Annotated in this window: 10 protein-coding genes; 2 read left to right on the forward strand and 8 right to left on the reverse strand. The window is 69.8% G+C overall.

Translation table 11 applies throughout. From position 1 onward, the window contains the following. The first annotated feature begins 33 nt into the window (after positions 1-33). Together KEG57_RS11905 and KEG57_RS11910 are read left to right on the forward strand one after the other, a co-directional pair. On the forward strand, positions 34-519 hold the full coding sequence (locus KEG57_RS11905) for an HIT family protein (RefSeq protein WP_272420125.1): 486 nt from the start codon (positions 34-36) through the stop codon (positions 517-519). Positions 520-526: 7 nt separating this feature from the next. Then, positions 527-1951, forward strand: a complete 1425-nt coding sequence (locus KEG57_RS11910) for a hypothetical protein (RefSeq protein WP_272419999.1) — start codon at positions 527-529, stop codon at positions 1949-1951. Between the two features lie 15 nt (positions 1952-1966). Here KEG57_RS11910 and KEG57_RS11915 read toward each other — a convergent pair whose 3' ends face one another. Genes KEG57_RS11915 through KEG57_RS11950 form a run of 8 tightly spaced genes read right to left on the reverse strand, consistent with a single transcriptional unit; the run spans position 1967 to position 13374 of the window. After that, entirely contained in the window at positions 1967-4636 is a 2670-nt protein-coding gene (locus tag KEG57_RS11915) for a PEP/pyruvate-binding domain-containing protein (protein ID WP_272419998.1), read from the reverse strand. Then, positions 4633-5124, reverse strand: a complete 492-nt coding sequence (locus KEG57_RS11920; protein ID WP_272419997.1) for a MarR family winged helix-turn-helix transcriptional regulator — start codon at positions 5122-5124, stop codon at positions 4633-4635. The genes KEG57_RS11915 and KEG57_RS11920 overlap by 4 nt, the downstream gene beginning before the upstream one ends. Positions 5125-5181: 57 nt before the next feature. Continuing rightward, positions 5182-6573, reverse strand: coding sequence for an asparagine--tRNA ligase (asnS, locus tag KEG57_RS11925; protein ID WP_272419996.1), 1392 nt, complete (start codon positions 6571-6573; stop codon positions 5182-5184). Between the two features lie 59 nt (positions 6574-6632). After that, positions 6633-7484 (reverse strand): sulfurtransferase, encoded by an 852-nt coding sequence (locus KEG57_RS11930; RefSeq protein ID WP_272419995.1) that lies wholly within the window; start codon positions 7482-7484, stop codon positions 6633-6635. Positions 7485-7495: 11 nt separating this feature from the next. After that, positions 7496-8788 carry a hypothetical protein gene (locus KEG57_RS11935; protein WP_272419994.1) on the reverse strand — a complete coding sequence of 431 codons (1293 nt, stop codon included), beginning with the start codon at positions 8786-8788 and terminating at the stop codon, positions 7496-7498. Between the two features lie 8 nt (positions 8789-8796). Next, entirely contained in the window at positions 8797-10641 is a 1845-nt protein-coding gene (locus KEG57_RS11940) for a serine/threonine protein kinase (RefSeq protein WP_272419993.1), read from the reverse strand. Between the two features lie 7 nt (positions 10642-10648). Beyond that, positions 10649-12022: a hypothetical protein gene (locus tag KEG57_RS11945; RefSeq protein WP_272419992.1), complete on the reverse strand. Its 1374-nt coding sequence runs from the start codon at positions 12020-12022 to the stop codon at positions 10649-10651. Continuing rightward, entirely contained in the window at positions 12019-13374 is a 1356-nt protein-coding gene (locus tag KEG57_RS11950) for a hypothetical protein (RefSeq protein WP_272419991.1), read from the reverse strand. The genes KEG57_RS11945 and KEG57_RS11950 overlap by 4 nt, the downstream gene beginning before the upstream one ends. Positions 13375-13389: the final 15 nt, after the last annotated feature.

A 13389-nucleotide genomic window follows, 5' to 3' on the forward strand; every position in this document is an offset into this window, starting at 1 on the left:
GCCCACGGCATCGCCAGCCCCCGCCCCGCCGCGCTGGACGAATCTTCGTGCGTAGGCGAACGAGCTCACCAACCTGTAACGCGAGTCTCCGCCATGGCCCAGGCATGCACCTTTTGTCGTATTGCGATCGGTGAGCTTCCTGCCCACGTCGTGCTCGACGAACCCGAGGTCTTCGCGTTCCTCGATCGCAGCCCTCTGTTCGTGGGCCACTGCCTCGTCGTGCCGCGTGCTCACGTGCCGACGCTGCTCGATCTGCCCGAGCCCTCGATCGTGCCGCTCTTCGGCGCCGCGCAGCGCATCGCCCGCGCGATCGAGCCGGCGCTCTCGGCGGAGGGTTCTTTCGTCGCGATGAACAACAAGATCAGCCAGAGCGTGCCGCACCTGCACGTGCACGTGGTGCCGCGGCGCAAGAAGGATGGATTGCGGGGGTTCTTCTGGCCTCGCGCGAAGTACGAGAGCGACGACGAGATGGCGCGTGTCGCGGAGGCGCTACGTACGGCGCTGCGATCTCCCGCATAATGCGCCCATGAGTGACACACCTCCCTCGTCCCGCCCACGCTCGCCCGTGCGCGAGGTGGCGAGGCTCTGGTTCGGCCTCGAAGCGCCTGTTGGCAGGCGCGCTTACCTGATCACGGGCGTCACGTTGATGGCGCTGAAGTACGGCATCGACGCGCTGCTCGTGTACCTCGCGTCGGGCGTGGTCTTCTCGCCGCTCGCCTACCTGAACCCGATCTTCACGTTCCGTACGAAGAGCATCCCGGTCACACATCCGTGGCTCTTCGTGGCGATGGGTATCGCGACGCTGCCGTTCCTGTGGATCGGCGTTTCGATGAGCATCCGCCGCGCGGCGAACGCGGGCCTGTCGCCGTGGGGAGGGCTGACGTTCCTCGTGCCGGGGCTGAACTACCTCGCGATGATTGTCCTCGCTGCGATCCCCGAGCGCGGGGACGCGTGGAAGCCGGACCCGACGTCGCCGTATCGCGCGGGCGGGCCGCAGGAGAAGATCCAGCCGAAGATCGAGGGCACGCTGCGGAGCGCGCTGCTCGGCGTCGCGACTGCGGTCGCGGTGGGGCTCGGGATGGCGGGGCTCAGCGCGTGCACGATGGAGCTCTACGGTTGGTCGCTCTTCTTCGTGACGCCGTTCGTGATGGGCGCTGTGAGCGCGTTCCTCCTGAACCGCGACGCGCCGCAGCCGCTCCGCCGCGCGGTCACGGTCGCGTGTTTGTCCGTGGCCCTCACGGGCGCGGCGATGCTCCTGTTCGCGCTGGAGGGGCTCGTGTGCCTCTTGATGGCCACGCCGATCGCAGGTGTGGTGGCGGTGATCGGCGCGATCCTGGGACGCGCGATCGCGCTGCAGGCGAAGACGCCGCGATCCCACGCGGCAGCGGCGGTGCTGATGCTGCCGGGGATCGTGAGCGCGGAAGCGGCGGTCGCGAAGCCGGAGCTGCGCGAGGTGAAGACGGTGATCGAGGTGGACGCGCCGCCGGATCGCGTCTGGGAGAACGTGATCGGCTTCGGCGAGCTCGCGCCGCCCTCGGAGTGGTTCTTCCACACGGGGATCGCGTATCCGGTACGCGCGCGTCTCGAAGGCGAGGGCGTGGGCGCCGTGCGGTACTGCGAGTTCTCGACGGGTCCGTTCGTCGAGCCGATCACGGTCTGGGACAAACCGAACCGGCTCGCGTTCGACGTGTCGAAGCAGCCGCACGCGATGAAGGAGTGGAGCCCGTTCCAGTACGTGCACGCGCCGCACCTCGACGGTAGTTTGAGGTCCAAGCATGGACAGTTCCTGCTGACGGAGCTGCCTGGCGGGCGAACGCGGCTCGAAGGGACGACGTGGTACGAGCTCGAGATGTCACCGAACGTGTACTGGGCGTTCTGGTCGGACAGCGCGATCCACGCGATCCACACGCGCGTGCTCGAGCACGTGAAGAAGCTCAGCGAGAAGAAGTGACGCCGCGGGGGCGGGCTATGCCTCGACGCCCACCTGCCCCGCCCCTCCATCCACGGTGATCATCTGCCCCGTCGTGATGCGCGCCGTCGCGCCGGCGACGCCGACCACGGCCGGGATCCCGTACTCACGCGCGACCACCGCGCCGTGCGACATGCTCCCGCCCATCTCCATCACGAGCCCGCCCGCCGTCAGGAAGAGCGGCGTCCAGCCAGGATCCGTCGACGGCGCGACCAGGATCTCGCCGGGCTCGATCTTCGCGCCCACGGGATCCAGGACCACGCGCGCCTTGCCTGTGACACGCCCCGCCGAGGCAGGCGTACCTGACAAACCTCCCTCGCTCGACGCGGCGGCGGCGATCGTCTCGGGCTCCGTGCCGTCCGAGAGCAGGATACGCGGCACGTGTTTGCGGCCGAGCTCCTGCGTGTTCAGGCGGCGACGTTCGGCCACGAGCGCGCGGAAATCCGTGCCTCCGGTGACGGCGCGTAGCTCGCGCAGGTCGAGGAAAAACACGTCGTCCTCGGCGGCGAGTTTGCCCTCCTGGGTGAGCAATCGACCGGCCTGGAGCAAGAGCGAGCGCGCGTGCGCGATGATGCGCACGATGCCGAACTTCGGTGCCTCGCGAACCCCCATGAGCCTGCGCACACGGCTCGCCGCGAACCGCACGACCTCACCACGCAGGACGCCCTTCGCGCGCGCACGCGACACGAGCTCCTCCGCCTTCCGCTCCGCCTCGCGCGCGCCGCGCTCGAAGGCCACGTCCGGCGGGGCCGCGTCCTCGCCGAGCGAGAGGTAATTCGCGACGCTGCCGAGGATGTGCGTCGGATCGTCGCGCCACCGCGGCACGCCGATGTCGATCTCCGCCACCCCGCGCGCGCCCCAGCGCGCGAGGAACGCTTGGAGCTCACGTTGAAGCACGGCCGGCAGCGAGCGATCGGCGTAGCGCTTCGCCAGCGCAAGAGGCGCCTCCTCGCGCAGCGCGCTCCGGGACGCGGGATCAGCGCCCACGCGGCGCGAGAGCGCCCAGAGCTCGAGATCCATCTCCGTCGTTGGGTTGTTCGGGAGCGACCGCAGGAGCGTGTGGACCTCGGCCTCGTCCAGGTCGTCTCCCAGCAAGCCGCGGAGGACACGCAACGCGACGAAGCCAACCGCAACGCTCGGCATGTTCAGGAAGATGAAGAAGGGAGCGCGGAGCATGCGCTCGACCGCGTCGAGATAGGCCGACGGAGGCGACCCCTCGGCAACCTCGCCGAGCGCGATCGTGGCATCGGCATCAGCCGCGATCTTCGCCGAGACGGCGTCGGGCTTCACGAGCCCCCGCAAGACCATCCGCGGGGCACCGATCGACACGAGAGCACGAGCGACGCTCCGCGCAGTCTTCCAGGAAGGCGTGTGCACGAGGCCGAGGCGCTCGTCTTCCAGGAGCGTGCGCACCACGGCGCCCGTACGTGCCTCCATCCGTGTCGAGGCGAAGAGGAAGACGCGGCGGCCGAGCGGATTACGAAGGACGCCCGTGATGTCGAGGAACAACCGGTTCGCGCCGATGGCCCAGAAGGGCGCGCCGTCCAGAGGATCGCCGTCCCAGAGGCCCGTCGCTCTCGCGGCATTGCCCGAGAACGCGCGCCAGAACTGAAGGCCCATCGGCGAGAACGGGCGAAACACCCCCTGCGCCACGTTGAAGCTGAAGTAGACGCGCGGGCCTTCCTTGGAGGACCAAGGACCTTCGGGGATCGGGAACAACGTGGTGATCGGGCGCGACTGCACGAGGAGGATCTTTCCTTCGGGATCGATCGCCCACTCGATGTCCTGCGGCGCGCCGAAATGCGCCTCGACGCGCGCGCCCATGGCCGCGAGCGCACGCGCCTCCGTGTCGGAGATGCAGGCCTCTGCCGAGCCATCGGCGCGCTGTTCGTGACGCGTTCCTCCGCCGGGCAGCGCCTCGATCACGACACGTTTGTCCCCGAGGCGACGCGTGACGATCTCGCCCGTATCGACGCGCACCTCCAGGTGATCGGGGTTCGTCGCGCCGCTCACGACGGCCTCACCGAGCCCCGGCGCCGCATCGATCACCGCCTCGTGGCGCCGACCCGTCACAGGGTTCGCCGTGAAGAGCACGCCCGCGGCGCGTGCATGCACGAGGCGCTGCACGACGACCGCGAGCGAGACCTCGCGCGGATCGATGGACCGATCCGCGCGGTACACGACGGCACGCTCGGTGAAGAGCGACGCCCAGCAACGACGAACGGCATCGAGCAAGGCATCCTTGCCGAGCACCCCGAGGTACGTGTCCTGCTGCCCGGCGAAGCTCGCATCCGGCAGATCCTCGGCCGTGGCCGACGAGCGCACGGCCACGGCCGCGCCCCCGAGCTCGACGTCGTACGCGCGGACGCACGCCTCGGCGATCGCATCGGGCACGGTCACGGACGAAAGCGCGGCGCGGATCTCGGCCGCGAGCTCTGCGAGGCGGTCGCGATCGCTCGGATCCGCCGACGCGAGCGCTTCGAGCTTCGGGCCGATGTTCGCCGCTTCTGCTGCGGCGCGGAACGCGGAGGTCGTCAGGACGAACCCCGGCGGGACCGGCACCCCGGCGCGGAGCATCTCGCCGAGGTTCGCCGCTTTTCCGCCGGCGATGGGGAGCGAGGATCGATCGAGCGCCGAGAGCGGGAGCACCGTGCCTTCTGTCGTCATCGTCGGACCTCCTTCGTCGTCTTCCTCTTCGCGGCCTCGCCCAGGAGGGTGAAGGCCCGCAGTACGAGCGCGCGCTCTTCGTCCGAGAGCGCCTCCATCACGTGGATCTGCGCATCCGTGCGTCGATCCAAGAGCTCCGCGACGAGGCGCGCCGCGCGCGGGCTCCTCGTCACGCGCCGCGCGCGCCGATCCTCGGGATCCTCCTCGCGCAGGAGCAGCTTGCGCCGCACGAGCTGATCGACGAGGCGGCTCGTCGCCGAGGGAGAACGGCCGATGAGCTCCGCGAGCTCTTTCAACGTGCGCGGCACGCCGTCGTCGAGCAGGAGGAGCACGCCGAGCTGGAGGAGCGTCAGCTCGACCTCGTCGAGCGAGGCGATCGCCCCGATCAGGAAGTCGCGCGCCGTCGCGATCCGCGTGACGCGGATGCTCTCTCGCAGCGCTCGGCGGTCCTCGGCGTTCATGTGCACGGATCGAATGATTGCATCCATGCACCTAATTTTCCAGAAAAAAGGAGCCCGGATGCGCCGGGCTCCTTCGTCGTGGCCTCAGAACTCGCAGTGGCCGGGCGTGCGCGGGAACGGGATGACGTCCCGGATGTTGCCCATGCCCGTGCAGAGCAGGACGAGGCGCTCGAAGCCGAGACCGAAGCCCGCGTGCGGGGCCGTGCCGTATTTGCGGAGGTCGAGGTAGAACTCGTAGTCCTCGGGCTTGAGGCCGGCCTCCTGCATGCGCTCGAGCAGCACGTCCAAGCGCTCCTCGCGCTGGCTGCCGCCGATGATCTCGCCGATCTGCGGCACGAGCACGTCCATGTTGCGCACGGTCTTCTTGTCGTCGTTCAGGCGCATGTAGAAGGCCGTGAAGTCCTTCGGATAGTCCGTGAGGATCACGGGCTTCTTCAGGTGCACCTCGGTCAGGTACCGCTCGTGCTCCGTCTGCAGGCTCGATCCCCACTTCGCCGGGTACTCGAACTTCTGGCCGGACTTCTCGAGGACCTCGATCGCCTCGGTGTACGTCATGCGCGCGAACGGGCCCGCGACGATGTTCTGGAGGCTCTCCTTGAGGCCCTTCTGCACGAAGCTGTCGAGGAGGTTCAGGTCCTCCTGGTTCTGCTCGAGCACGGCGCGGATGACGTGCTTCAAGAACTCCTCGGCGATGTACGCGTTGTGATCGAGGTCCGCGAACGCCATCTCGGGCTCGATCATCCAGAACTCGGCGAGGTGGCGCGTGGTGTTCGAGTTCTCGGCGCGGAACGTGGGGCCGAACGTGTAGATGTTGCCGAGGGCCATCGCGTAGGTCTCGCCCTCGAGCTGGCCGCTCACCGTGAGGCTCGTGCGGCGACCGAAGAAGTCCCTCGTGTAGTCGATCTTGCCCTCGGGCGTGCGCGGGAGTTTGTCGAGGTCGAGCGTCGTGACCTGGAACATCTCGCCCGCGCCCTCGGCGTCGTTGGCCGTGATGATCGGGGTCTGGACGTAGAAGAAGCCGCGCGAGTGGAAGAAGTCGTGCACGGCCATCGACAGGGTGTGGCGGATGCGCGTGACCGCGCCGAAGGTGTTCGTGCGCGGCCGGAGGTGGCCGATCGTGCGCAGGTAGTCGAAGCCGTGGCGCTTCTTCTGCAGCGGGAAGTCCTCGGACGCGAAGCCGTAGACGTGCACGCGCTCGGCCTTGATCTCGATCGCCTGCTCCTTGCCCTGGCTCGCGACGACGATCCCTTCGACACGCAAGCTCGAACCCGTGCCGAGCTTCTTCACCTCGGTCTCGTAGTTCTCGAGCGTGCCGTCCGCGATGACCTGCAGGTTCTTCAAGCAGGAGCCGTCGTTGATCTCCAGGAAGGAGAAGTTGTTCTTCGCGTCGCGGCGCGTGCGGACCCAACCACACACGCTCACGCGCTGGCCAACGGGCGACTGCTTGAAAAGCTCCTGTACGCGATGGATCTGCATGGTGCCCTTCCCCAAAGCACCAGACTCCGAGGGGCGCAAGGGGCTTCCCCGATCGAGGCTCAGCCGGTCTCGATCGAGAGGGATGCGTCCCGTGCCCAGTCGCTCCAGGACCCCTCGTACAGAGCGACGTCCTCGCGGCCGAGGATCGCGAGGGCGAGGAGATCGTGGCAGGCGGTGACGCCGGAGCCGCAGTAACAAACGACGTTCTTCGCATCGAGCGCGCCGAGCGTCCGGTAGCGCGCGTCGAGCGCATCGCGCGAAAGGAAGGCGCCGCCAGGCGAGACGAGGTTCTCCACGAAAGGCGCATTCCGGGCGCCGGGGACGTGCCCGGCACGCGCGTCGATCGGCTCGGAGCGGCCCTCGTACCGCTCGCGAGCCCGCGCATCGAGGACGAGGGCCGCCGGCAAGCCGAGCGCGGCGAGGCGAGCGACGTCGGCTTTGTCCACGACGGGAGCACCGCCGGGCCGAAGCGCGAGGGGCGGCGTGGGCGTGATGTGGGGCGGGTCGGTGCTGAGCGCGCGGCCGGACGCGATCCAGCCACCGAGGCCGCCGTCGAGGACACGACCGCCGGAATGCCCGAAGTAGCGAAGTAGCCACCACATGCGCGCTGCGATCGCGCCGCCGGCGTCGTCGTAGGCCACGACGATCGAATCCTCGGTGACGCCGAGGCGCGCGAGCAGCGAGGCGAATTTGTCAGGTTCGGGCAGCGGATGACGACCCGGGCCTCGCGCAGGATCCCCCGCGAGCTCCGCGTCGAGATCGACGAACGACGCGCCGGGGATGTGGCCCGCTGCATACGCATCGACGCCACGCTTGCCCGAGAGATACCAGCGCACGTCGACCACGCGGACACGCGGATCGGTTGCATGCGCCGCGAGCCAATCCACCGTGACGAGCGGGCCTTCGGACATCGGCGCTTCTCCTAGAACGTACCCGACAAACCCACGCTCCCCGGCCCGATGTACGGCACGACCACGGGCGCGAGATGCGCGTCCTTCTTCGCCGCTTTCTTCCCACCGCCCGAGGGCAAGAGCCAGAACGTGAGCGCGAGCGCGCCCATCACGCCGCCGCCGATCGCGAGGCCGAGGCCCACCGTCTGGAACGTCCGCCGCTCGTCGTCCCGCGCCTTGATCTCGGCATAGTCCGTCGCGGGCAAGCTCGTGCCCGGCTCGCGCAGCGCCGCGAGGTCCTCGATCTCGCTCGTGCGTGAAGCCGCCGTGTAGAGAAACACGCCCGAGGCGGCGCCGAGCCCGACGGTCAAACCTGTCGCGATCCAGGCGAACGTGCGCCCTCCGCCCTTCGTCGGCGAGAGCGCCACGCGCGCCACGCTTCCGCGCTGCACGGTGACGGTCGTGCTCGACGTCGCGCCGTCCACCTGCATCTCGACCTCGTGTTTGCCCGGCTCGACAGCGACGCGGCCGTCGTCGTCCGGATCGACGGGCTTGTCATCGACGAGCACCACGGCCGAGCCCGGCACGTCGCCGAGCGCGACGATCGCTTCCTGGGCAGGCACCATGAGCGACTTCGTGAGCGCGGTCGTCGCGAGATCACCGAACTTGTCCTGCGCGACGATCGTGATGTCGAGCTTGGCCTTCGGCCGGATGAACGAAGGATCGAGCGTGCCGCGCAGAGGCCCGTCGGGCGAAGGCGCGAGCGGCAGATCGAACGATCCCTCGATCGCGCTCGATCGAACCCGCGCGATCACGCGCAGCCACGGAGGCGCGACGCTCGCCGTCGCAGAGATCCGCACCGGCGCCCACGCCACCTCGGGCGCTTCGATCTCGAGGTCCGAAAGTTTCACGCCCGCACGTTCGATCCGCTCTTTGCGCGCGCTCTCCGCGGCCGTGCGACAAGCCGCGCGCACCTTCGGCGATTGATCACGCGCGACCTCGGGATCGTAGCCCGCCGCCACGACCGCCTTCGTGCACGCCTGCGCGCCCGCGGCCTCGCCGCGCGTGACCAGCGCGGCCTGCGTCTCCAGCAGGCCCGCCTCCACCGCGAGCGTCGGCGGGAGCTCCGACTTCGGCAGCGTATTCAGCGTGCGGAGCGCATCCGCGAACGCGCCGCTTTCGACCTGCTCGCGCGCCCTCGCCACGACGCTCGCGAGGTCCTCCCCTCGCGCCTCCGTCCCGGCGGCGCCGAGGGCCACACCCACCGAAAGAGCCAACGCGACTCGCCCGAGCCGAGCGCCCATGCTCCGCTTCCCGTTCTTCATGGCAAACCTTACTCCGCCCTGCGCAGATCCACCCGGACCGACGACGGTTTGCCCGGCTTGATCGTGACCGACAGGCTACGCGACGCGCCGAGCTCGCTGTTGCGCAAGACCACCGAGTGCGGGCCCGGCGCGAGCGAGATCGGCGCGAGCGGTGTGGTCCCGACCGAACGACCATCCACGGTCACGTCGGCCCAAGGCGAGACGGACACGACGAGCGTGCCCGGCTCGTTCGAATTCGCTTCCTCGGCCGCCGCAGACGCGGTCGACGCGGCCGTCGATCCTTGCGCCGTTCGTTTGGGATCGAAACGCCCGCCGGTCCCCTGCGCGACCGTCGCCGTCGGCGTGGCCGAGGGCGCGCCCGTCGACGTGGTCGTGGGCTGCGCGTCAGGCGCCGTCGTGCTCGGCGCCGCGGCGATCGTTTCGGTCGGCGCAGGCGTGATCGCGGACGGCGACGCCGACGTGACGGCTTGATCCGTACGCGGCCCCGACGCGCTCCGCGAGAGCACGAAAAACGCCGTCACGCCGCCGAGGATCGTGAAGCCCGCGAGCGCGAGCACGGGCAGGACCATCGAGCGTCGCCCCTTCGCCTGCAAGCTCGACGGCGCGCCCGCATCCGCGAAGGTCCCGACGTTCGTCACGCCAAGGCCGCCGCTCATCGGGTTCGATCCAGGCGCCGATCCTGGCGCGCCCACCATCGACGGGTGATATCCGGGCGCCGAGATCCGCCCCGCGCCCGTCCCCGGCTGCGCCATGCCCCCGTGCGTGCCGTACGAGGGTTGCACCGGCGCGTCGGACGAACGCGTGATCTCCGTCGGAAATCCGCTCGGCCGCTGCGCGCCCGTGCCGAGCTGCATGCTCCACTCCTGCGGCCGCTTCGCTTGCCCCGTGCCCGGCGCGCTCGATCCACCGGCAGGCGCGCCCGCCACCTGCTCGACACGCGCGCGAAGCTCGGCCTGCGCTTCCTTCACGGCGCTCGGCCCGAGCGCGCGCAGGGCCTCGTCCATGAGATACGCGAGCTCGCCGCCGTCCGCGATGCGCCGGCGTGGATCGAGCTCTGTCGCGCGATCGATGGCATGCGCGAGCGCATCCGGGACGCCCGGCAAGAGCTCGTGCACGCGCGCGACCGGCTCGCTCGCGATCATCATGAGGAGCTGCGTCTGCGTCTCGGCCTTGCGCAACCTGCGCCCGAGCAGCCCTTCGAAGAGCGTGATGCCGAGCGCGAACACGTCGGCGCGACCGTCGAAGGGCTCGCCGCGCGCCTGCTCGGGCGGCATGTACGGGAGTTTGCCCTTGAACACGCCGGTCTCGGTCTTCTCGCCGCCGAGGCCCGAGATCCGCGCCACGCCGAAGTCCGAGAGCCGCACGCGGCCGTCGCGCGCGACGAGGATGTTCGATGGCGTGACGTCGCGATGCACGACGCCGACGTTGTTGCCGTTCTCGTCGCACATGCCATGCACGGCCTCGAGCGCGCGCGCGACCTCGCGACCGATGTACGCGACCGTCGCGGGCGCGAGCGTGCCCGTGCGCTTGAAGATGCGATCGAGCGCGGCGCCGTCGACGAACTCGAGCACGAGGTAGAGGCCGCCCTCGGCGTTGCCGAGCTCGATCAGGCGCACGACGTTCGGGTGATCGAGGCGCGCGATCACCTGCGCTTCGGCGACGAACGAATCGGTCGCGACGTCGCCGATGTCGCCCGCGGTGAGCAGGCGCTTCACCGCGACGCGGCGGCGGAAGTTGCGCGGCCCTTCCTCCTCGGCGAGCCACACCTCGCCCATCGCGCCCTTGCCGAGCATGCGGAGGAGGCGGTACTTGCCTGCGAACAGAGGCTGGGAGCCAACGGAGCCGATGCTCATACGCGCCTCAAGGTGCCGCCGGGGGCTCGGGCTCGGGTAGGACGGCCATGCGGATCGTGGCCGACGTTTCGTCCGTCTCGAGCCAGCCGACGAAGAGCTTGCCCGAGGTGAGGACCGCATGGAGCGCGCCGATGCTGCGCGTGGAGAGGCGCGGAATCGAAGCCACGCGCGACGCCTCCGCGCTCGCCGGATCGACGAGGTAGACCGCGATCTCCGGCGCATCGACGGCTTCTCCGGGCGTGACGAGGATCGGCTTCGCGCCATCACGTCCGATCCACGCGGGGCGCGGCGTGTCGCGCAGGCCCGGCAGCGCGCCGATCGAAGTCTCGACGGGCGGCGTGGGATCACCCATCACGGGCGCCGCGACCGTGCGCAGCCCGGCCGGGCCCGACACGGGATCCGTCGGCTGCTTGTCCCCCTGACGCGCCGAGGGCTCGATGTACGTGAGCGAAGCGTCATCCGCGGCGACGGGGATCGCGAGGCGACCGAGCTTCACTTCGGCGGCGCCGCCGTCGTCGGGCAAGAGCAGTGCGCTCGGCCGCTCGTTGTCGAGGATCCACCACGCGCCCGTGCTCACGCGGAACGCGCCGAGGACACCCACGGCGACGGGCAACTTCGCGCGCGCCGAGTGATACGTGGGCTCCGGCGCGAAGAGCGTGCCGTCTTCCTGCATCGAGAAGACCGTGAGCTCAGCGACCGTCTCCAGGTTGTTGTCGATGGTCGCCGTCCGCGAACGCACGTAGCCGAGCTCGACACGATCGCCGTGGTGAAGGAGCTTCGGAAAGCTCACTGCGCCGTACCCCACGGTCGCGAGTCGTTCCTCCTTGGGCCACGCGGATTCGAACGCGGCCGGTTGATCCTCGCGCCCCTGGGGAGGCAGATCGACGCGGTACGTGACGAGGCGCGGCTCGACCGTGGGATCGTCGGGGAGCGAAGGCGCGCTGATCGCCACGAGCACGCGATCACCGCCCACGGGCAGGACATCGAAGTAGGGCTCGAGCGAGTCGGCATCCGCGACGTAGCGACCCACGATGTCCATGCGCGGGCTCACGGCGCCGTCAGGCGCGACGCGCGCGCCCACGAAGCGCTGCCCTTCGTCGGAGTACGCGTACGTCTCCCACACGACGAGCACGCCCGAGGCTTGCGGCACCATGCGCACGTCCGGGCCACGCAGATACGGGACGACGCCGACGGTGATGGGCACGGGCGTACCCGGCAGCGCGCAGACGCCGTGGATGCAGTCGTATCCCTCGGGGCAAGCGCCGCCCTCCGCGCAGAGCGCCGGCATCTCCCCGAACGAAGGTTCCCCGCAGCCCGCCCCGAACATCCCGAGCGCGGCCACCACTGCGCCCGAAAAAACCCGTCCCCTCGATCCCCTCAAGGTGCCCCCTGTCCTTGCGCCGCCTCGATCCGCGGCCCTTCGCTCGGCCGCGCGAACCCGCGCGCGCGCGCCGATCGACCGAGGAGCGTCCCCACGCCCTCGCGACGCAGATCCGACACGCCGATCCAGAGGTCCATGTTCGACTCGTAAAATTCGGTCCACGCGACGTACGCCTTGTTGCCGAGGCCAAAGGCGCGCGCCGTGAAGATCGATCCGGTGCTCGTCCGCGGCACGCTCGCCACGATCCGCAGAGGCTCCGTCGGCGAGCGCCACGCGACGTCGATCGTGGGCAACTCCGGATCACGCGAGACCGGCGCCACGAGCGCGCCTCCCTCGAACGGCGTGCCCACGAACGGCGTGGCCGTCTCCGGCATCGTGAAGCCCTTGTCCTCGGTGGGCATGCCCGTCGCGGGGGTGAAGACGTAGCTCACCGCGTACGTCGCCTTCGCGGAATCGTAGTCGCCGACCCGCAACGCGAAGACGCCGTCTTTCCAGCCGAAGAGCGGCTCGTCGGTGGTCGGCGCAAACTCGGTCATCGAGCCCATGCCGCCCATCGCGGTCGCGGGATCCACCGTCGAGAGCGCGTAGCTCTCGAAGCCCACGCGCACCGTGAGCAGGCCGCTTTCGTCGCGGAAGATCTGACAGTCGCCGGAGAGCGGCGGCACGTCCGGCGGCAGGTTCGCCGACGCCTTCCACGTGGGGCTCCAGAGCGAGCCTTCCCGTTCGAGGTGCAGCACCTCCACGCGACCGCCACCCGAGGGCACGGTCCACGCGATGTTCAGCGTGGTCCCGTCGATCACGGCGCCCACGTACGGAGGCTCGGCGCCGCCGAGGAACGGCGTCGTCGTGGAGAAGAGTTTTTCCACCGCAGGCGTCGAGCCACTCGTCGACGTGCGCTCGATTCCGAGGAGCTCGAGCGTCATCTCGTCGGATTCGACGTTCGGGAACCGCACGAGCACCACGCCGTATCGGCCGTCGGGCAGCGGCACCACGGACGAGGAGATCGTCCCGCCGGCGTACGTGAAGAGCGCGCGCGGCTCGGACACCTTGCCGTCGGGCGCGACGCGGATCTCGTAGATCCCGCGCGCGCCCGGGGTGAAACCGTCGTTCACGAGGAGCGTCGCGCCCTCGCCCTCGGACGACAGCCAGAACATCTCCGGCGGATTGATCCAGGCAACGCGCTTCGGCCTGCGACTCGTGGGGTTCGCGCCGTCGCGCACGCAGACCGTGGCCTGGCACGCGTACCCTTCGGGGCAGACGCCGCCGGTTTCGCACGCGAACGGCACGTCGCCGAGCTCGGGCGTGCAGCCCGTGCCGAGGAGCGCCGAAAGGACCCAAACGTAGCGGGCCATCCGCCCGAGCATGCC

This window comes from Polyangium jinanense, from assembly GCF_028435365.1.

Bases quoted from the DNA above. Each gene is read 5' to 3' on its own strand.
- KEG57_RS11950 (WP_272419991.1), bottom strand. From the start codon at position 13,374: ATGGCCCGCTACGTTTGGGTCCTTTCGGCGCTCCTCGGCACGGGCTGC.
- KEG57_RS11935 (WP_272419994.1), bottom strand. From the start codon at position 8,788: ATGAAGAACGGGAAGCGGAGCATGGGCGCTCGGCTCGGGCGAGTCGCG.
- KEG57_RS11930 (WP_272419995.1), bottom strand. From the start codon at position 7,484: ATGTCCGAAGGCCCGCTCGTCACGGTGGATTGGCTCGCGGCGCATGCA.
- KEG57_RS11940 (WP_272419993.1), bottom strand. From the start codon at position 10,641: ATGAGCATCGGCTCCGTTGGCTCCCAGCCTCTGTTCGCAGGCAAGTAC.
- KEG57_RS11910 (WP_272419999.1), top strand. From the start codon at position 527: ATGAGTGACACACCTCCCTCGTCCCGCCCACGCTCGCCCGTGCGCGAG.
- KEG57_RS11915 (WP_272419998.1), bottom strand. From the start codon at position 4,636: ATGACGACAGAAGGCACGGTGCTCCCGCTCTCGGCGCTCGATCGATCC.
- KEG57_RS11920 (WP_272419997.1), bottom strand. From the start codon at position 5,124: ATGGATGCAATCATTCGATCCGTGCACATGAACGCCGAGGACCGCCGA.
- asnS (WP_272419996.1), bottom strand. From the start codon at position 6,573: ATGCAGATCCATCGCGTACAGGAGCTTTTCAAGCAGTCGCCCGTTGGC.